Annotated in this window: 24 protein-coding genes and 2 pseudogenes; 8 read left to right on the top strand and 18 right to left on the bottom strand. The window is 58.2% G+C overall.

The genetic code is table 11. The features are described 5' to 3' along the window. Positions 1-24: 24 nt before the first annotated feature. Complete coding sequence (locus MesoLj_RS22140; protein WP_202322469.1) at positions 25-606, bottom strand: hypothetical protein; 582 nt, start codon at positions 604-606, stop codon at positions 25-27. Between MesoLj_RS22140 and MesoLj_RS36360 the strand changes: the two are divergent. Beyond that, positions 599-1,272 (top strand): annotated as a pseudogene (locus tag MesoLj_RS36360) (IS5 family transposase); the annotation flags it as partial. The gene MesoLj_RS22140 and the pseudogene MesoLj_RS36360 overlap by 8 nt on opposite strands. On the opposite strand, the gene MesoLj_RS22125 reads toward MesoLj_RS36360, so the two are convergent. From MesoLj_RS22125 to MesoLj_RS22115, 3 genes are all read right to left on the bottom strand, one after another. Next, positions 1,247-1,543 carry an ATP-dependent DNA ligase gene (locus MesoLj_RS22125; RefSeq protein WP_446720336.1) on the bottom strand — a complete coding sequence of 99 codons (297 nt, stop codon included), beginning with the start codon at positions 1,541-1,543 and terminating at the stop codon, positions 1,247-1,249. The pseudogene MesoLj_RS36360 and the gene MesoLj_RS22125 sit on opposite strands and share 26 nt — an antisense overlap. A 907-nt stretch (positions 1,544-2,450) precedes the next feature. Continuing rightward, positions 2,451-2,675, bottom strand: a complete 225-nt coding sequence (locus MesoLj_RS22120) for a hypothetical protein (protein WP_202322465.1) — start codon at positions 2,673-2,675, stop codon at positions 2,451-2,453. 329 nt (positions 2,676-3,004) lie between these two features. Continuing rightward, positions 3,005-3,304, bottom strand: coding sequence for a DUF1236 domain-containing protein (locus tag MesoLj_RS22115; RefSeq protein ID WP_202322463.1), 300 nt, complete (start codon positions 3,302-3,304; stop codon positions 3,005-3,007). Between the two features lie 198 nt (positions 3,305-3,502). Between MesoLj_RS22115 and MesoLj_RS22110 the strand changes: the two genes are divergently transcribed. Beyond that, complete coding sequence (locus MesoLj_RS22110; protein ID WP_202322461.1) at positions 3,503-4,258, top strand: DUF1236 domain-containing protein; 756 nt, start codon at positions 3,503-3,505, stop codon at positions 4,256-4,258. Between the two features lie 144 nt (positions 4,259-4,402). Here MesoLj_RS22110 and MesoLj_RS36355 read toward each other — a convergent pair whose 3' ends face one another. Both MesoLj_RS36355 and MesoLj_RS22100 read right to left on the bottom strand, forming a co-directional pair. Next, the gene (locus MesoLj_RS36355) at positions 4,403-4,570 is read right to left on the bottom strand and encodes a hypothetical protein (protein WP_244735129.1); all 168 of its coding nucleotides are present in this window, start codon (positions 4,568-4,570) and stop codon (positions 4,403-4,405) included. A 191-nt stretch (positions 4,571-4,761) separates the two neighbouring features. Then, positions 4,762-4,944 (bottom strand): hypothetical protein, encoded by a 183-nt coding sequence (locus MesoLj_RS22100; protein WP_202322459.1) that lies wholly within the window; start codon positions 4,942-4,944, stop codon positions 4,762-4,764. A 216-nt stretch (positions 4,945-5,160) separates the two neighbouring features. On the opposite strand from MesoLj_RS22100, the gene MesoLj_RS22095 reads away from it, so the two are divergent. Continuing rightward, the gene (locus MesoLj_RS22095; RefSeq protein ID WP_202327615.1) at positions 5,161-5,577 is read left to right on the top strand and encodes a hypothetical protein; all 417 of its coding nucleotides are present in this window, start codon (positions 5,161-5,163) and stop codon (positions 5,575-5,577) included. A 46-nt stretch (positions 5,578-5,623) separates the two neighbouring features. On the opposite strand, the gene MesoLj_RS36350 is transcribed toward MesoLj_RS22095, so the two are convergent. After that, positions 5,624-6,037 (bottom strand): hypothetical protein, encoded by a 414-nt coding sequence (locus MesoLj_RS36350; RefSeq protein ID WP_244735128.1) that lies wholly within the window; start codon positions 6,035-6,037, stop codon positions 5,624-5,626. Between MesoLj_RS36350 and MesoLj_RS22085 the strand changes: the two genes are divergently transcribed. From MesoLj_RS22085 to MesoLj_RS22070, 4 genes are all read left to right on the top strand, one after another. Then, on the top strand, positions 6,036-6,761 hold the full coding sequence (locus MesoLj_RS22085; protein ID WP_202322457.1) for a Crp/Fnr family transcriptional regulator: 726 nt from the start codon (positions 6,036-6,038) through the stop codon (positions 6,759-6,761). The two genes, MesoLj_RS36350 and MesoLj_RS22085, sit on opposite strands and share 2 nt — an antisense overlap. An 8-nt stretch (positions 6,762-6,769) precedes the next feature. Next, entirely contained in the window at positions 6,770-7,021 is a 252-nt protein-coding gene (locus MesoLj_RS22080; protein ID WP_244735127.1) for a DUF6894 family protein, read from the top strand. A 114-nt stretch (positions 7,022-7,135) separates the two neighbouring features. Beyond that, entirely contained in the window at positions 7,136-7,381 is a 246-nt protein-coding gene (locus MesoLj_RS22075) for a hypothetical protein (protein WP_202322453.1), read from the top strand. Positions 7,382-7,778: 397 nt separating this feature from the next. Continuing rightward, entirely contained in the window at positions 7,779-8,084 is a 306-nt protein-coding gene (locus MesoLj_RS22070) for a hypothetical protein (protein ID WP_244735126.1), read from the top strand. 570 nt (positions 8,085-8,654) lie between these two features. On the opposite strand, the gene MesoLj_RS22065 is transcribed toward MesoLj_RS22070, so the two are convergent. After that, positions 8,655-8,930: a hypothetical protein gene (locus MesoLj_RS22065; protein WP_202327393.1), complete on the bottom strand. Its 276-nt coding sequence runs from the start codon at positions 8,928-8,930 to the stop codon at positions 8,655-8,657. Positions 8,931-9,210: 280 nt separating this feature from the next. Between MesoLj_RS22065 and MesoLj_RS22060 the strand changes: the two are divergent. Then, positions 9,211-9,618, top strand: a pseudogene (locus MesoLj_RS22060) (IS5/IS1182 family transposase); the annotation flags it as partial. A gap of 201 nt (positions 9,619-9,819) precedes the next feature. On the opposite strand, the gene MesoLj_RS22055 reads toward MesoLj_RS22060, so the two are convergent. From MesoLj_RS22055 to MesoLj_RS22010, 10 genes are all read right to left on the bottom strand, one after another. Further along, positions 9,820-10,821, bottom strand: coding sequence for a YihY/virulence factor BrkB family protein (locus tag MesoLj_RS22055; protein WP_202322451.1), 1,002 nt, complete (start codon positions 10,819-10,821; stop codon positions 9,820-9,822). A gap of 107 nt (positions 10,822-10,928) precedes the next feature. Further along, complete coding sequence (locus MesoLj_RS22050; RefSeq protein ID WP_202322449.1) at positions 10,929-11,138, bottom strand: hypothetical protein; 210 nt, start codon at positions 11,136-11,138, stop codon at positions 10,929-10,931. Next, positions 11,128-11,274, bottom strand: a complete 147-nt coding sequence (locus tag MesoLj_RS36865) for a DUF4112 domain-containing protein (protein WP_202322447.1) — start codon at positions 11,272-11,274, stop codon at positions 11,128-11,130. The genes MesoLj_RS22050 and MesoLj_RS36865 overlap by 11 nt, the downstream gene beginning before the upstream one ends. Next, the gene (locus tag MesoLj_RS36860; RefSeq protein ID WP_446720335.1) at positions 11,241-11,507 is read right to left on the bottom strand and encodes a DUF4112 domain-containing protein; all 267 of its coding nucleotides are present in this window, start codon (positions 11,505-11,507) and stop codon (positions 11,241-11,243) included. Before MesoLj_RS36860 ends, MesoLj_RS36865 begins: the two co-directional genes overlap by 34 nt. Positions 11,508-11,562: 55 nt before the next feature. Beyond that, complete coding sequence (locus MesoLj_RS22035; protein WP_202322445.1) at positions 11,563-12,048, bottom strand: YidB family protein; 486 nt, start codon at positions 12,046-12,048, stop codon at positions 11,563-11,565. 126 nt (positions 12,049-12,174) lie between these two features. After that, a complete protein-coding gene (locus tag MesoLj_RS36855; RefSeq protein WP_446720334.1) occupies positions 12,175-12,306 on the bottom strand; it encodes a hypothetical protein in 132 nt (43 codons plus the stop codon). A gap of 193 nt (positions 12,307-12,499) precedes the next feature. Beyond that, positions 12,500-12,715, bottom strand: coding sequence for a hypothetical protein (locus tag MesoLj_RS22025; RefSeq protein ID WP_202322444.1), 216 nt, complete (start codon positions 12,713-12,715; stop codon positions 12,500-12,502). Positions 12,716-12,823: 108 nt separating this feature from the next. Then, positions 12,824-13,471, bottom strand: coding sequence for a hypothetical protein (locus tag MesoLj_RS22020; protein WP_202322443.1), 648 nt, complete (start codon positions 13,469-13,471; stop codon positions 12,824-12,826). Beyond that, the gene (locus tag MesoLj_RS22015) at positions 13,452-13,865 is read right to left on the bottom strand and encodes a phage holin family protein (RefSeq protein ID WP_202322442.1); all 414 of its coding nucleotides are present in this window, start codon (positions 13,863-13,865) and stop codon (positions 13,452-13,454) included. The genes MesoLj_RS22020 and MesoLj_RS22015 overlap by 20 nt, the downstream gene beginning before the upstream one ends. Positions 13,866-13,881: 16 nt before the next feature. Then, the gene (locus MesoLj_RS22010) at positions 13,882-14,397 is read right to left on the bottom strand and encodes a hypothetical protein (RefSeq protein WP_202322441.1); all 516 of its coding nucleotides are present in this window, start codon (positions 14,395-14,397) and stop codon (positions 13,882-13,884) included. Between the last annotated feature and the right edge of the window lie 577 nt (positions 14,398-14,974).

Here is a 14,974-nt window from a genome sequence, read left to right as displayed (position 1 = left end):
CGACGGCCTCACCACAGCAGGTCATCAAAACGCTTTGCCGCTCCCGCTGTGATGCGATGTGGTGCCATCGATCAAGCATGAGAAGTCCGGCTGCAACTCAACCATGATGTTGGATACGGCAGGGGCGGCGCTGCTCGGTTCCTTCTCCGCATAGGTGGCCATAATATAGACGCCGCGAGGATGCTCAGCGTTTAGCCTTGCGGTGAGATGCCAGTGTGGCCTGAGCGCGTAAAGCTTCCTGAGCAACGAAAGGAGCATGGCATCAGAGTAGGAGCCGGCCAGGATTTCGGTGGCCATCAATCTCAATTCTCCCGGATTGTCGTTCTCTTTCTCGATGACCCAACCTCGTCCACCGTGGGGCTGGCCAATGATCGCTTCGAGCGCAGGGATGTGAACACGGCGCAGCTTCTGCCTATTGTTGCAGCGTATGTAGATGCTCCATAAGATCTCGTAGTCACCTGTCCAAGGCTCCGTGCGCTCCGGCATGCCTGGGTAGAACAACTGGGGCATATCTTCGCTCATCATCGACCTTTCATGTCCGCCTTCCACGGTGCGGTCAAGCCTGCGGCTTTCCTGTTGCGCCAGTTTGTGATTCAGACTGCCCATGAATCAATACGATCTAACCGACTTCGAATGGCGCGCGATCCAGCCGCATCTGCCCAACAAGCCGCGAGGCGTGCCGCGCGTGGATGATCGGCGGGTTCTCAATGGTATCTTCTGGGTATTGCGCTCCGGTGCGCGGTGGGCCGACCTGCCGGCACGCTATGGACCGCCCACCACGATCTACAATCGCTTCAACCGCTGGCGCAAAGCCGGTGTCTGGGACCGCCTGATGGGTGCGGTCACCAAAGCCCATGACGGCAAGGTGCAGATGATCGACACCTCTATTGTTCGCGTCCACCAACAGGGTGCGACGGCAAAAAGGGGGATCGCAATCATTGTCTCGGTCGATCCCGAGGCGGGCTGACAACCAAAATCCATGCTCTTGTCGATGCCAAAGGCAGGCCGATCAAGCTGATGCTCACGGCAGGTCAGATGAGTGACATCGCATCCGCAGCGGACTTGATAACGGAATTGCCGGAAGGGGCCATGCTGCTTGCCGACAAGGGCCATGATGCCAACGCCTTGCGCAATGCCGTCACCGAGCGAAGGGCTTGGGCCAACATCCCTCCCAAGGCCAACCGCAAGGACCCGATCTGCTTCAGCGCCTTCCTCTACAAGGCACGCAACCTCGTCGAGCGCTTCTTCAAATGCTGCCCAGAATCTCGCGGCGCTCATCCAGCGCCATGTCGCGCAGATCATGGCCATTGAGATGCAGGAGATCGAAGGCGACAAAATAGAGATCGTGCTGCCGGCGGGTGATCGCCTTGCGCAACTCGCCAAAGTCGGAAAGACCCCCAGCATTAAGCACGATGATCTCGCCGTCGATGATGGCGCTTTCCGCTCCGAGGCGGCTCGCCTCTTGCACCAGGTCGCGATATTTGGGCGTCCAGTCATGGCCGTTGCGGGTGTAAATGCGCGTCCCGTCTTCATCGATGATCATCTGCGAGCGATAGCCGTCGAACTTGACATCGTGACTCCAAACGTCACCTTCCGGAGGCTGGGAGACCAGGGTCGGCATCAATGGCGCGACGAACTTCAAACGCATGCGCGGAACTCTGACAGACCGAAGTTAAATTAGATTTCGCTAAAATAGTTCCAAAATTGGACTGCCCAGGCTGAGTTTTAGTTTGGCCGAACCGGCCGGGCACTAGAAAGGTCCGCTTAAGGTAAGACTGAAGTCCGTTTCCCGATCAGCCAGAAGGCCCAGTCGGGAACACTTCCACGCCATTCTTGTTTCCTCGGGCGGACCGGCCCCATGGGCCCGAACACCGGGTTGGGAGAATGACGGAAATGAGTTTGTGCGATGAGTTGAGCGACGTGCCGATGGAGTTCCAATGTCCGGCCTGTTCACACCCTATGGTACGGTTCGGTTCCTGGCTTCGCACAATCGGAAGCTTCAGGTGCGACAACTGCAGAGCTCTGGTGCGGCTAGGCTATGAAACGAAGCTCTCGATTTTTGCGAGCTACCTGAAAGCCGGCAACAGCATGGAAGCGGCGCCGCGCCATCACGCCCCATCAGGGGGGTGAACGCTTCCCTCTGCCAAGGGCTCAAAGCAGCCAACGGCCCCTCCCGGTGCATGATCGATGAACAGGACTGACGCGCCATGACTAAGCTTTCAGACCTTGGACCACCCCACAACCGGAAGCGCCACGGAAGCGAGGCGGCTCGGGAGGAAGACAACTATTTACGCCTGTCAGAATTGCGGTCAGACGGTTGATCAGCGCGTTTCAAGACTAGGCCTTCTTTCGCAGGCCACCCAAAGGCAACAACGCAAACGTCCGGACGATGCGGATCGTCAATTGTTCGATTGCGGCGTCAACACGGACCACCTAGCACGCAACCGACATCACTTCTTGCAGCTTGGCATTTTCTTCAATGCATCGTTCGCTTCTGCCTCGCTCTTAAACGTGGACTTCGCAAGGTCGATAACTAGGGTTCCGTCTGGCTTCTTCGTGACCACTTCGCACTGCTTTGAAACGGCATCTTTCGCCACCCAATATTCCGTGGCAGCGATGGCCGAAACAGTGAACAGGCCGACGGATGCGGTAGCAATTGCGAATCGACGAACCATCTGCAAGCTCCTGGGCTAAACTTCAAAAACTCGGCTAGACGCAGAACGTGCGGCTTTATCACCCGGTTCCGTTTGTGGCCTCGCCCATGAAAGCGTCATCAACGGATGGCGAACAATGCCCACAGCATCACGCTGGGGGCATTGTTGCAGTCCGGGGATTCTCAGCGGGGCAAAAGCCCGGAACTATTGCAAAGTCCGCATGATCGCCAGCGTGTTCTGCGTCCCCCAGGCTGGGCGCGCCTATGGCGAAACGAGTGGGGTAGCGGGCGAACAGATTTTGTCGGAGCGGCAAAAGCCCGCCACCGCGAAGCGGCGGGCTTGGCCTTGGATCACTGAATGATCTTGACGATCTTGCGTGTGTGAGGATCAACAACCACAGTTTGGTTGTCGACCACAACGTAGCGGTATTTGACGTTGGGAACTTCATGAAGTTCGACGGTATCGGGCAGAGCCGTGCCGACATTGAGCTCAACCCCTGGAAGTTTGACGGAAGCCAGCGGTTGCTTGTGCACATACTCCTTGATCACCGTTTCCTGCTCAGGCTGGATGACCACATCCTGAGCGGCGGCAGCGCCAACGCCAGCGAGTAGCAAGAGTCCTGCCGCGGTAGTGGTAAGATGCATCCTCATGATGTCTCCTTTCCTTTGCAAGCCCTGCGCTGGCGATACACATCATTCGCAGCCAGCAACGGGCTCCCGTCATAACGCCGTCGGATATGGCTTGTTCCTTCAAATTTCCGCCTGCCGCTTTTGCCAATTCACCTGGAACGAAGTTTTTTCGTCGAGGTTTATCCTGCGAAGGGACTGATACGTTCGAGGAGACTTCTCATGAAGCAAATTCTGATCACCAGTATGCTTGCGCTCGGCATCGGATGCGGTGTCGCGATAGCTCAGACGCAGCCTGAAACCCAGTCGGGCGGTGACGCCAATTGTGCGGCCGGCGCGGCCAACTGTCAAAAAGGCCAGAAGATGAAGACGGGCGAGCAGGCCCAAGGCAAGGCCAAGGTCCAGACGGACCAACAGGCTGAAGGCAAGCCGAAGCTCAAGACCGACGAGCAGGCCCAGGGCAAGGCTAAGGTCGAGACTGACCAGGCTCAGGGCAAGGCAAATGCGACCACAGATCAGCAGGCCCAGGGCGCCAAGGCCAAGGTCCCGACGGACCAGCAGGCCCAGGGCAAGGCAAATGCGACCACCGATCAGCAGGCCCAGGGCAAGGCCAAGGTGCCGACGGATCAGCAGGCTCAAGGGAAAGCCAAGACCCAGACCGACGAGCAGGCTCAAGGCAAGACGTCGACACAGACTGATCAGGGGTCGACTGCTTCCATCAGCAATGTGACGGTTGAACAGAAAAACCAGATCACCCAGGTCATCAAGGAGACCCGGGTCGAGCCGGTGTCCAAGGTCGATTTCGACATTTCGGTCGGCATCCAGGTGCCTCGGCAAAAGATCCGGCTGCATCGTCTGCCGGCGCGCATCGTCAAGATCGTGCCAGCCTACGAAAGCTACGAGTATTTCGTATTGGCCGACGGTCGGATCGTCATCGTCGATCCCGATACGTTGAAGATCGTCCTTATCCTGACCTGACCTTTATACCCATCGCACCGCCCGCCATACCCACGTGGCGGGCGTTCTATGATAGGTCCGATGAACCGACTAAGCGATGGCCACCTCGCAGCATGGAGGCGCCTGCCTGTTCGTCGAATAACACTGAGCAGCCTCGCGCAAGCGCTACCATGAAAGGGCTTTTGCCACGACGTCGTCCGATGACACGAAATCGCCGGTCAGCACCCGCAACTCTTCCACGCCTTCAGCCATCGGGACAAAATTTCCAACCGCTCGATCTTGCCTGCAGGCCTCGACCACGCAAAGCAGATCGATCATTTCGAAGCTGCGCATGTTCAGCCTCCAATAAAATCGTCCCTCGCAGGATCATGAAACGCATCAGCGGAATATCGTGTTCCGGCGAACTTGAGTTACTCCTAGCCGCTGCCGCCAGCCCCGTTTGGCGACGAGCTTGAGGTTCATTCGACAGCCGCGTCGGGGGCATCGACCGTGCCGTAAGCCATGGGCCTCGAGCCCGAAGGTGTCTAAATCCGTTTGAAATCAGCAAGGCCAAGCCGTATCCGCTGGCCCTCCGCGAAGGCTAGAGCAATAGATTGGAGCGCGAATGATCGGGTTAGTTCCTGATCGTCCTCGACCACGCGGACCAACCATTCATCGTCAGCTTCCACCACTTCAACGCGCCGATCGCCAGGTGCCACTTCAGCCATCCCAATTATCCTGCATGTCAATCTTTCAAATTTGTAGGGCGGCCAAAATCGTCCTTTCAATAAGAAATGCTGGTACGGAATCGTACCCACCGTTTCCCGGGACTCGGCACTGTTCCGAACCGGCGTATAATTCCTGGACCGCACGCATTGGACGGTGAAATTGGCGGGGCACTTCGAAGCGGGCGATGCTTCCGCCTTTCCGTGTGGGAGGATGAAATGTCACGTACCAAGGTGTCTGCAGCCGACGGCGATATCCTGCGAAATGCCTTTCGCCGCGCAATCATTGAAGGGAAGATCCCGGAAAGCCAATGGCGCGACTTCGCCGCGCAGATGATCCGTGAATACACCGGCTTTGACACCGTGGATCCAGACCTGCTGGATTGGATAGCGCGCAAGTCGGAACATTCTCGGCTAACGCCGCCAAAATTCCTCGACCATAAGCTTGAGTGCCCATACTGCCTCACCATACGGCTGAGAATTCCCGCCAACGCTGATCCTGACACCCCGATTTTTTGCGATGATTGTGAAGCGTATATGGGCACATGGGATGAACTCCAAGCCGACTTTGAGAGGCAAGGCGGTCAGAATGGTGTCTTCCGCCTGAACAAGGGCCGTATACAGCGGGTCGAATAGGACGTACCCCGGCCAGATCGCGCGCGGCTGGACCAAATACCCGTGACTACTTTTCTGTTCCCTTCCGCGACAAACGATCCACCAGATTCCGCAGTCGATCGGGAAGCCATTTTTCGACGCGAAAGATGGGCAGGCCGCGCAGGTGCCGTCTCAGAATTTCACTGGAAAACTGCCGTCGCAGCAATTCGACGAGGTTACGAGGTTGCTCTCGGGCCATTGTTGCCATGCTCGTGTGGAATTGTTCCGGCAGAACCATGCAGCGCTGGTTCGAGAACGCCGCCTGCACTCTCGGCGACTGTTCGAAATCGTACCCAAGGCCATATTTGAGACCCAAAAGTGATATTCGCAATTGCCTGCCGTGACACTTGCGAGGATTGTGGGCCATCGCCTGCCGACTTGTATGGGCGCAGGTGACTGAGAGATGCGTGTGCTCTTGCCCCAAACCGGGAGGCGAGAGCATGGCTCAGCTTCAGCAATCCAGCATTCGCAATCGTCTGCTTGCGTCACTGCCGCGCGACGATTTTTCACTCGTGCAGCCGCATCTCGAAGCCGTTTCGTTCGGGTTGCGCGAACACCTGTTTAGAGCGGAGCAAATAATCGCGCATGTCACCTTCCCCGAAGAGGGCATTGCATCGATCGTCGCCGACACCGAAGAAGGTCGGTTCGAGGTCGGCATGGTGGGGTCGGAGGGGTTGGTGGGCACCGCCGTCGTGCTCGGCGTCGATCGCACGCCTCACACCTGCATGGTACAGGCTGCCGGCGAAGCCTTTCGCATCGGGGCGGCCGAACTTCAGGCAGCGATGGACCACAGCGCTGCGCTGCGCGCGCTGCTTCTTCGGTTTGTGCACACCTTCATCGTGCAGGTCAGCCAGACAGCCTATGCGAACGCCGGCTATTCCATCGAGGAGCGGCTTGCCCGCTGGCTGCTGATGACCCATGACCGTCTGGAGAGAGACGACATGCCTGTGACCCACGAATTTCTGAGCGTCATGCTGGGCACGCGTCGTCCCGGTGTGACGTTGGCGGTGCAGATGCTGGAGGGCACCGGCGTGATCCGGGCCACGCGCGGCCACGTCACGGTGAGAGACCGCGAGAAGCTGGAACAGATCGCGGGTCAGTCCTACGGGTTTGCCGAAAAGGAATATTCGAACGTCTTTCAGTTCCCAATCAAGCGAGAGAGATGAGGTGGACCTTGCGCTACTTCATGAATGTTCGCTACCGCGGCCGGCTGATACCCGACCCTGAAGGCGATGAGCTTGCGAACGAGCAAGCCGTGCACGGGCATGCCCTTGCCAACGCGCATGATCTCGTCTTTCGCACCCGCATGGACACGCTCCGCAGCTGGTTCGACTGCAGCTTCGAAGTGACCGATGAAAGCGGCAGGACCGTACTGGTGATGCCGTTCAGCGAGGTGGTTCAGGGGGCAGACTTGGCATCGGACTAGCTTGCCCTGGAGGACCGGTTTGGTCTGCCCTCCTCCACCCATTGTCCGGAATCATACAAAGCCTTGAAGGGTGGAGAAACCCGGCCATAGAGTGGTTGCTGGGAGGAGTACTCGATGGCCCACGCCTTTCATTCAGTGACGGTTGAAAAAGCTGCCGAAGCCTACGTGCGCTCGCGAGGCAAAGCCGGGTTCCTGTCGATCGCGCTGGCGATCCGCGCCATTAGAACCCTCATGCCGGCTTGCAAGGCCACCGACCACGAGTTGGAAGAATTGCTTGCGGAAGCATGCATTGCTCATCGTGTGCCGGTCGCTTTCGACATAACAACGGGCAGTGGTTCAGAAAAGCGGCTCCATTCCTAGGGAGATTCCCGCACTCGACCAAACGCCCACCTCAGCGGATATTCGCCGAGTGATCGTCCGCCACCTGATGAATTTTGTCGACAACCCGTGCGTTTCAATATCCGAGGTGATCCGCGCCGTAAGGAGAACGTTTCCGCTTTGTGAACTTACTGATTGGCAAATAGCACTCTCGTTGAGCAGAGCGCGATCGATGCCGGATTTGCGATTGAATTCGACGCCCTGGAACCATTATCGGCGACGCTGGATGTATCGTGATCAAGTTGGTCCTCCTGAGCAAAACCGAAAGGAACGATCATGCGAACGCTGATTTTGCTTGCCTGCTCCTTTGGCCTGGCTCGGCTCGCCGGCTTTCGCGCGATCAACGGTTTCACCCGCCGGGCCCACGCCACCAAACGCCGTGCCTGACCAAAATCCACCCGCTCAAAGTTCGTCTGATCAGAAGTTTGCCAATATACTGATTGTCTCCATTCAGGATTTGCCCACAAGCGTCAAAGCACAAACCGAGGCCCTCGTCAGCGAGACCAGCGCTGAGGATTTGCTTCGCCTGCAACATTCGATTGAAACGTCGCCGCGGGCAACATCAGCCCTGGCGGCGTACGAGCTCAACTCCTCGCAGGTTGTGGCGGCCAACATCGACGGTGACGGAACATTGACGCTTGATCATCCAGACGACGACATGACCCGAGAACGAAGCGCCACCTAGACCATCCGCGGCATTGAGCTTGTGCGGAGGACGAAATCCCTAGCCGTGGCTAACGCCTGCGTGGCCACGGCCTCCCGGATTGCCCGTTCATGAAGTAACGCAAGTCGGCTCAAAAAGGGCTGTCGACAGTCCCACGCAGGGCATGTTCACGTGTTGAATCCGCCGACATGCTGGCAGACAGGACAGGCAAGCAATTTCCCAATAAGTTCAAGAGCGGAAGCGCCCCGATATTCCGCTCCTAAGGATGGCCGGTGCAATATGGGACCTCATTTGGCAGTCAACCGTGAGCCATTAAACGTCTCAGCCAAGTAAGAACCTTATTGCCTCGGAGCATCCCGCGCACTTTGCCGGCCGCCCATTCGACCGTATCGTTGCACCGGCATGGCAACTGCAGGACGATTTCGTGCAACTGCCAGTCGTGCAGTTCGAAGAAGCGCTTGGCTTCGCCGTAAGTGTCCGATTCGGACCTGAGGCACGCAATAACGAGCCATCGAAGGCCACCGATTGCTCTCGCCTGTAGTCACCTCGAAGGCGGGCTCGGTGCGCCCGCCTTCGACGTTCAACCTACATTCAGCCGCCCATCATCTTCGCCATAGCGCAGAAATCCGCATGCGACTTGTTGATTGTGGTGTCGCCGCAGTCCTTCAACACCGCCTTCTGTTCGTCGGGTTTCATGGCCGTCCATGCGGTCTTGAAATCCTTTTCCGTCTTCAAGGTTTTCATGCCGGCGTCGGTGAAGAACGGCGACATCTTTGCCGGATCGTCGAGCGCGGATGTACTGCCAGCCAAAGCTGAACCAGCCATGAGTGTGAGCGCCATCGCGCCCGTTGTGAGCGTCTTGATCATCGTTTCCTCCGTGGTTAGGTCATTCAGCGTGACCTTCCGGAAAAACGTCATCAGCTGAACTCGGTTCCACTGCTTACCCGGCTTCTTTGAGGTTGAAAACGCCTCACCTGTTGCCGCATTCGAGACGCGCAACACAATGTCAAGATCGGAAATGGCAGGGTTTGACGCTGATGCAATCATCTGTCCCCGAACGCGAAAAGCTTGCGGTATAGATGGTGGGCACTGCGGAAGAAGTCTTTGTCACGACCGCCCGCCTAGTGGCACCTATGGAGACCGCTGACAGCGGCTTCTGTCGTCGGATCACTTCTCGGTGGACGGGACGCTGATCGAGGCCTGGGCTTCGATCAAGAGCTTCCGCCGCAAGGACGGAAGCGACAACGACCCGGATGGGGCGGGGCGTAACGCCGAGCGCGGCTTTCATAAGGAGAAGCGCTCCAACGACACACACCAGAGCACGAGCGACCCGCAGGCGCGGCTCTACAAGAAGGGCGACGGGCAGCCGGCGAAGCTCTGCTACATGGGGCATGCGCTGATGGAGACCCGTCATGGGTTGGCGGTCGATGGCGGCATTACCCAGGCCACGGGCACGAGCGAGCGTGATGCCGCGCTCGCCATGTTGGACCGCAGACCATCTTGGCGGCGCATCACACTGGGGGCCGACAAGGCCTATGATGTGAGGAGACACGTCGTTGATCGCGAAATACTTGGCGACATCAATCCAACCGAAGATCATGGGTTCATGTATACCGCGACCCCGCTGCTGCCGATGGCCACGCCGTGGGGGCGTGGATGGACCTTTCCGAATGCCTTCGAGCGACGAGGCGGACTGACCTTACGGACCCAGCATCGAGCGAGGAGCGGCGGCGTCAGGCAGTCGACCATCGCCTGGTCAGCGTCGAAGACCCAGCATCAAGGTGGTCAGTGTTGCGCTCGCGCATGCCACCGCAAACAGCACGACAACGCCAGCAGAGTTGGACTTTTGCACTGCGCGCAATGCGACGACCGGTGTTGCAGGCAAAGCACTGTGAACCACCGCATCCAGATCGGGTCTGCTGCCATGTCGAACGGAATAGGCGCGAGTGATTTCCGCACCGAGGAGAAAGATTTCCGCCGAGTAGTAAACCCAGAGCAGAATGACGAGCAGCCCGCCGGCGGCCCCATAGGAGGAAGCGATCGCGCTGGAGCCGATATACCAACCGATAAGCGATTTGCCGAGCGTGAACAGGGCAGCGGTCACCACAGCGCCAATCCCGACATCGCGCCATTCCAGGGTTCGATCAGGCAGGATCTTGTAGATGGCAGCGAACATGGCTGCGATCAGAACAAATGAAACAACCGCATTGATCACGCTGAGGACGATTGTGCCCAACGGCAGCTGAGCGTTGATGATGTTGCCCAGTGCCGAGATCGCCGCGCTCGCCACGAGAGAGACGAGCAAAATGAAACCAAGTGCCCCGACCAGTCCTAGACTTGCGGCGCGTGCGCGCACCAGGCGCGACAACGAACTGCCCTGCGCTTCGACCTTCCAGATTGTGTTCAACGACTGCTGCATTTCGCCAAAGACCCCGGAAGCGGTCACGAGCAAGGTGATGATGCCAATGACCGCCGCCCAGGTGCCGGATGATTTTCCGGATGCGCTCTCTAGCGCGGTTCGAAGGAGATTTGCGCTTTCTGGACCCATCAGGCCCGAGATCTGAGCAGACAAAGCCAATTGCGCGGCTTCATGACCGAAGGCAAGACCTGCGATTGCCACCACGATAAGCAGAATTGGCGCCAACGATGTGGTGGCGTAAAAAGCCATTGCCGCGCCATGGCTAAGAGCATTGTCGTTTACAAAGCCAACGACGCTTTCTCGCATCAGGGCCCATGTATCCATCATCGCGCGTCGCATCTTGTGTCCCGTTCTGCATTGCCGTTCACTAGCAATGCAGTAGCGATTGCGATGTTCCGCTGGCGAGCGTCGCCAAGTTTTTGCAGGCCGCCAACTGAAGTGACGCCTTACTGCACCTGATCAGCCGCTTCCACCGTTGGCCCCGAGCGTGGTGTTTTGCTCTCTTCAGCCACTACCAGCAAGGCTTCAAGCGTCAACGCGATGCCTGACATCAACGCGGCGATATCGGTGTTACCATCAGGCGTCGCCAACTCGGCAGCTCGGGTTTGCATGAGCGCGCGGTGATCGATCAACTTCTGTTTTAGATTATCGTCCATGTCGTTCTCTCCGGCTCTGGAGGTGACGGCGAAGCAGTCTGACGTTACGATTGTTCGCCTTGAAATAAACGTCGAAGATTGAGCCGAGAATGGGAACGTTTCCTACGACCGTATCAAGCAGCACGTTTCCCAGCATGCGGGCGACGAGGCCGTTTCCAGCACCGCAGTTTCTGGCACGCAAACGATGTAGGCCGAGACTACGCCCGTTGCGGCGTCTCCGAGGACGGGCACCAAACCCACGAGGGCATCCAGTCCAAAGAGAATTGATGTGCCCGGAATGAGCCAACCGGAATCGAGCAGTGCGGCCAACAAGTCTAACTCTGCAATGACTTTGTCGGTCTCGGCGCCACCATATCCATGCCTGTTCATCCCAACTGCCGGGCCTGCACGAATGGACATGGCTCCTCTGGATCGTGCCATAATCCTAGCGATCGCTTTGACCGGCTGAGGCCCGGGTCGTGCGCGGAGGCACGTCGTCAAGCAGCGTCGTCTCGTCGTTGCCTTCCGCAGGTGGCAATTCACCATTTGGCGTCATCTTGCTGACTGCCTCAGGCAAATCTCGAGTGATCCTTCTGATAAGTTCCTCGCGCGAAAGGCCGGTCTGCATCGAGAGTGCTGTCAACGTGTTTTCGTCCAGCGCTGCTTCCACCTCATTTGGCTCGATCGGCTCATTCGGCCCTGTGCCAACCCAAGAATCGACCTTTGATCCAGCCCCCGCCCCTCTAAACCGGTCAAGTATGTCGCCAAGCGCGGTCCCCGAGACGCCTTTGGAGATCTGATCCAGAATCCCGTCCTGCGTATCGTTTGGGTTACGCTCGCCCGCTTTACGGATCATGTCGCCGAGCTTGTCGCGATTTTGGTATGCTAGGACGCCAAGCATCGCGATCGCCAATTGACCCAGATTTGCCATTGCTACCTCCACGGTTCACAGGAGAAGGGCTAAACCCCACAAAAGTTCCGCCAGCGACGACCTTAAGCACACACTTCTATGATGCGACCTTGACGGTCTGGGTGCTTGGCCGGGCGACGGTCGTGGTCACTGTGGCTGGTACAAGTGAAGTGTGGTCCCGTTCGCGTAAGTTGTAGAGGCGAGGACTTCGAGGTGAAGTGCCTCCGGCAGATCGCGGAACATTGGCTTGCCGCCTCCATAGACAACCGGCCGCGTCACCACGACGTATTCGTTGACGAGTCCAGTTTGCGACAGCGACTGGGCAAAGCTGGCCCGCCCCAGGCAATGATCTCCCCGCCTGCTTGTTCGCGTAATGCAGCGATTTCTTCGGTGAGGCTTCCGCGCGCAATGGAGCTTTCGGGCCAGTTGGCTGCCTGAAGCGTCTTGGAGAACACAACTTTGGGGATCTCATTCATCGGCGCGGCGTAGTCGTCCGTGGAGTCGGCCAAAAGGAGGCCATCTGTTCATAGGTCACCCGGCCCATGATGTGCGTTCCGGCGGGCCGAATGCGCTCAAGTTTCCAGCGCTTCAGCTCTGCCGGTTCAGCCACCGCGCCGACGGCTATTCCGGCCGGCGCAACGACGAAACCGTCGATCGAGGCAGTCATGATCAGTACGACCTTGCGCATGTCTGTCCTCCCAATAAAGCGCCCAACGTCGTGATTGGGATGCGTATTCGCCGGACTTTGAACATGATCTCGCGATCACGGGCTTTTCCCAGGGCTAGATGACAACAGTCAGGTATAGCTACCGTCGTCCGGCTTGCGCATGTAGTCGCTCATCGCCGCCATGATAGCCAGGAAAGCGGCAGAGTACCGTGCGAAGCCAAAGGCCTGCGCAGCCGCCACTTTCGCGCCATGCGAGTGCTGCCTGACGAATTCAGCAGCTGCGGTCTGAACTTCGGCTCCAGCCTTTCCGAACAACGAACGTTCCTTGTCCGTCGGCTCGAACGCCTGGCCGATCGCGCGGCCAATCAATAGCCCTCCGGCAGACGCGGCTAGCGCCTTGCCCCGATCAAGGTTCGTGACAGCCCTGTTGGGTGGCGCTGAGTAACGGATCGACGCCGCGTCCGCATGCTCGCCGTTCCCGAAGTTCTTCGGGGCCTCTTCGACATCAGCCCCGCCGTGAGAACTTCTCCTACCGGCATCGAAGACCGCGACAGCACCCAGGGCCACTGCGGCTGCTGTGCCGCCATTGTCCTTGATGGCATCGGAAACACCACCAACGACGGTTGCCACTTTTTGCTTGGCATAGTTGGTTGTCACCTCGACCAGGTGCCGAGGTTGCAGTCTACGGCTTAGCTCGCTGATCGGCTCAAACAGCGCCTGCCGCTCGGCCCGGCTTTGCACCATGATGTCGCGGATTTCATCGTTGAGTTGAGCCAAAGCGCACCCCCTGCTTCAATGCAGCAAGATCGCTGCGCACCTGGTTGACGGTCTCGACCGGCGTAATGGTCCATCCAATCAGCGCGCGCCTGGCTAGATGAAGGGACAGCAGACCACCGCCGACAAGGGCTATGCCGACGATCAGACACGCAAACATCGCGCCGACGCCAAAATGGATCATTGCCAGGATTAGAAACTGGACAAGCGCGAAAGCGGCCAACACAAAGAAGAGCACCGCCACAACTCCGCATGCTCCCGAAGACGCGATCGTCGAGGCCTTGCCCCACATTTCCGCCTCTAGCAGGCGCAGATCGAGCCGCATCAACGAAGCGAACTGACCGAACGCTTCGTTGACTACGGTCCCGAACGGACGGCGATCGACACCATCATCCATCTGGCAAGCCCTTATGTCAGGACCGATCGGAGCTTCGCATAATCCGGGTCAGCATCACGCCGGCGAGGATACCGACGCCGAAAAAGGCGGCGGGCTGGCGCTGCGCGAATTTCGTGACCGAATCGAACAGTTCGCCGACGTTGCGATCCCGGATGTCGGTCGAGATTCGCTCCACGCCTTCCGCCGCGCTGCGAACCATGCCTGCGACCTGCGGCGACTGCTTTTCGATACCGTCCGCGGCCTCCTTGACGGAATGCGCGATGTTGGCGATCGCGTCTGCGCCAGCGGTCTTGTTCGACTCGACGGCTTCCTTGAACGCACCGGCAGCGTCGGCCGCTACAGAGCCGGCATAATCCTTTGCGTCGGTCGATACGGAGGCGGCCGCATTTTTCAGATTCGTCGCGGTTTCCGCCGCACTCGTCTTCAATTTGCCGATGGCTTCGGCGCTTTTGCCGGCGCGCTCGGCATCCGTCTGCAGATCATTTCCAGCAAAATTGGATCCGCCAAAATCGTTGGTGTTCAGCTTGTTCATGGGGTCATCCTCCCGTTGTTCGAGTTGAACTCCGCGAGCACCTTGCGGTTCCTAGCGTCGACGAACTTTCTTGCTGGAGGGGGCTGACACCGGATGATTGCCACCGAACAGGCGTGGACAAGTGCGGGCGCAGTTTCTAACGCCGTTCGCGCCCTAAGCGAAAGCGCTCAGCTGTAATCCCGGTGACCCTTGCTTTGGCTATGTCAGTCCACGAAGGCAACCAAGCCAAACGGCATTCTCGGGTGTTTGGTGTACGGAACCGCGTGCGGATTTCTATTGTGCTGATAACGCTCCACTAGCAGTGACTGCACCTTTTCCAACAGTGCGGACAATGTCTGGTTTACAGCCAGTGCAGAGCTGAACTCTAGGTCCGATATTGGGCGCAAAGCAGTCGTTCCAACCTTCGTAATAGGATTGGACCTGCTCCTCTAAAAGCGACATAGGTCTGTCCGGAAAATGACCGTTTTCCGCAAATCGGCAAACCGTGGGCGTTTGGCTGCGGGCTGAACCCCTTCGTGTCCGAAAACCATGTTAGAAAATCTACTGTCTGGATGTCGCTTACCTAAATCGCGCGCGG

The organism is Mesorhizobium sp. 113-3-9 (assembly GCF_016756515.1).
Classification (GTDB): domain Bacteria; phylum Pseudomonadota; class Alphaproteobacteria; order Rhizobiales; family Rhizobiaceae; genus Mesorhizobium.
The sequence above is the reverse complement of the archived record's forward strand: the minus strand, read 5'-3'. Positions and strand labels throughout refer to the sequence as shown.

Bases quoted from the DNA above. Each gene is read 5' to 3' on its own strand.
- MesoLj_RS22140 (WP_202322469.1), bottom strand. From the start codon at position 606: ATGGGCAGTCTGAATCACAAACTGGCGCAACAGGAAAGCCGCAGGCTT.
- MesoLj_RS22125 (WP_446720336.1), bottom strand. From the start codon at position 1,543: ATGATCATCGATGAAGACGGGACGCGCATTTACACCCGCAACGGCCAT.
- MesoLj_RS22120 (WP_202322465.1), bottom strand. From the start codon at position 2,675: ATGGTTCGTCGATTCGCAATTGCTACCGCATCCGTCGGCCTGTTCACT.
- MesoLj_RS22115 (WP_202322463.1), bottom strand. From the start codon at position 3,304: ATGAGGATGCATCTTACCACTACCGCGGCAGGACTCTTGCTACTCGCT.
- MesoLj_RS22110 (WP_202322461.1), top strand. From the start codon at position 3,503: ATGAAGCAAATTCTGATCACCAGTATGCTTGCGCTCGGCATCGGATGC.
- MesoLj_RS36355 (WP_244735129.1), bottom strand. From the start codon at position 4,570: ATGCGCAGCTTCGAAATGATCGATCTGCTTTGCGTGGTCGAGGCCTGC.
- MesoLj_RS22100 (WP_202322459.1), bottom strand. From the start codon at position 4,944: ATGGCTGAAGTGGCACCTGGCGATCGGCGCGTTGAAGTGGTGGAAGCT.
- MesoLj_RS22095 (WP_202327615.1), top strand. From the start codon at position 5,161: ATGTCACGTACCAAGGTGTCTGCAGCCGACGGCGATATCCTGCGAAAT.
- MesoLj_RS22085 (WP_202322457.1), top strand. From the start codon at position 6,036: ATGGCTCAGCTTCAGCAATCCAGCATTCGCAATCGTCTGCTTGCGTCA.
- MesoLj_RS36350 (WP_244735128.1), bottom strand. From the start codon at position 6,037: ATGCTCTCGCCTCCCGGTTTGGGGCAAGAGCACACGCATCTCTCAGTC.
- MesoLj_RS22075 (WP_202322453.1), top strand. From the start codon at position 7,136: ATGGCCCACGCCTTTCATTCAGTGACGGTTGAAAAAGCTGCCGAAGCC.
- MesoLj_RS22065 (WP_202327393.1), bottom strand. From the start codon at position 8,930: ATGATCAAGACGCTCACAACGGGCGCGATGGCGCTCACACTCATGGCT.
- MesoLj_RS22055 (WP_202322451.1), bottom strand. From the start codon at position 10,821: ATGCGACGCGCGATGATGGATACATGGGCCCTGATGCGAGAAAGCGTC.
- MesoLj_RS22050 (WP_202322449.1), bottom strand. From the start codon at position 11,138: ATGGACGATAATCTAAAACAGAAGTTGATCGATCACCGCGCGCTCATG.
- MesoLj_RS36865 (WP_202322447.1), bottom strand. From the start codon at position 11,274: ATGCTGGGAAACGTGCTGCTTGATACGGTCGTAGGAAACGTTCCCATT.
- MesoLj_RS36860 (WP_446720335.1), bottom strand. From the start codon at position 11,507: ATGAACAGGCATGGATATGGTGGCGCCGAGACCGACAAAGTCATTGCA.
- MesoLj_RS22035 (WP_202322445.1), bottom strand. From the start codon at position 12,048: ATGGCAAATCTGGGTCAATTGGCGATCGCGATGCTTGGCGTCCTAGCA.
- MesoLj_RS22025 (WP_202322444.1), bottom strand. From the start codon at position 12,715: ATGCGCAAGGTCGTACTGATCATGACTGCCTCGATCGACGGTTTCGTC.
- MesoLj_RS22015 (WP_202322442.1), bottom strand. From the start codon at position 13,865: ATGGATGATGGTGTCGATCGCCGTCCGTTCGGGACCGTAGTCAACGAA.
- MesoLj_RS22010 (WP_202322441.1), bottom strand. From the start codon at position 14,397: ATGAACAAGCTGAACACCAACGATTTTGGCGGATCCAATTTTGCTGGA.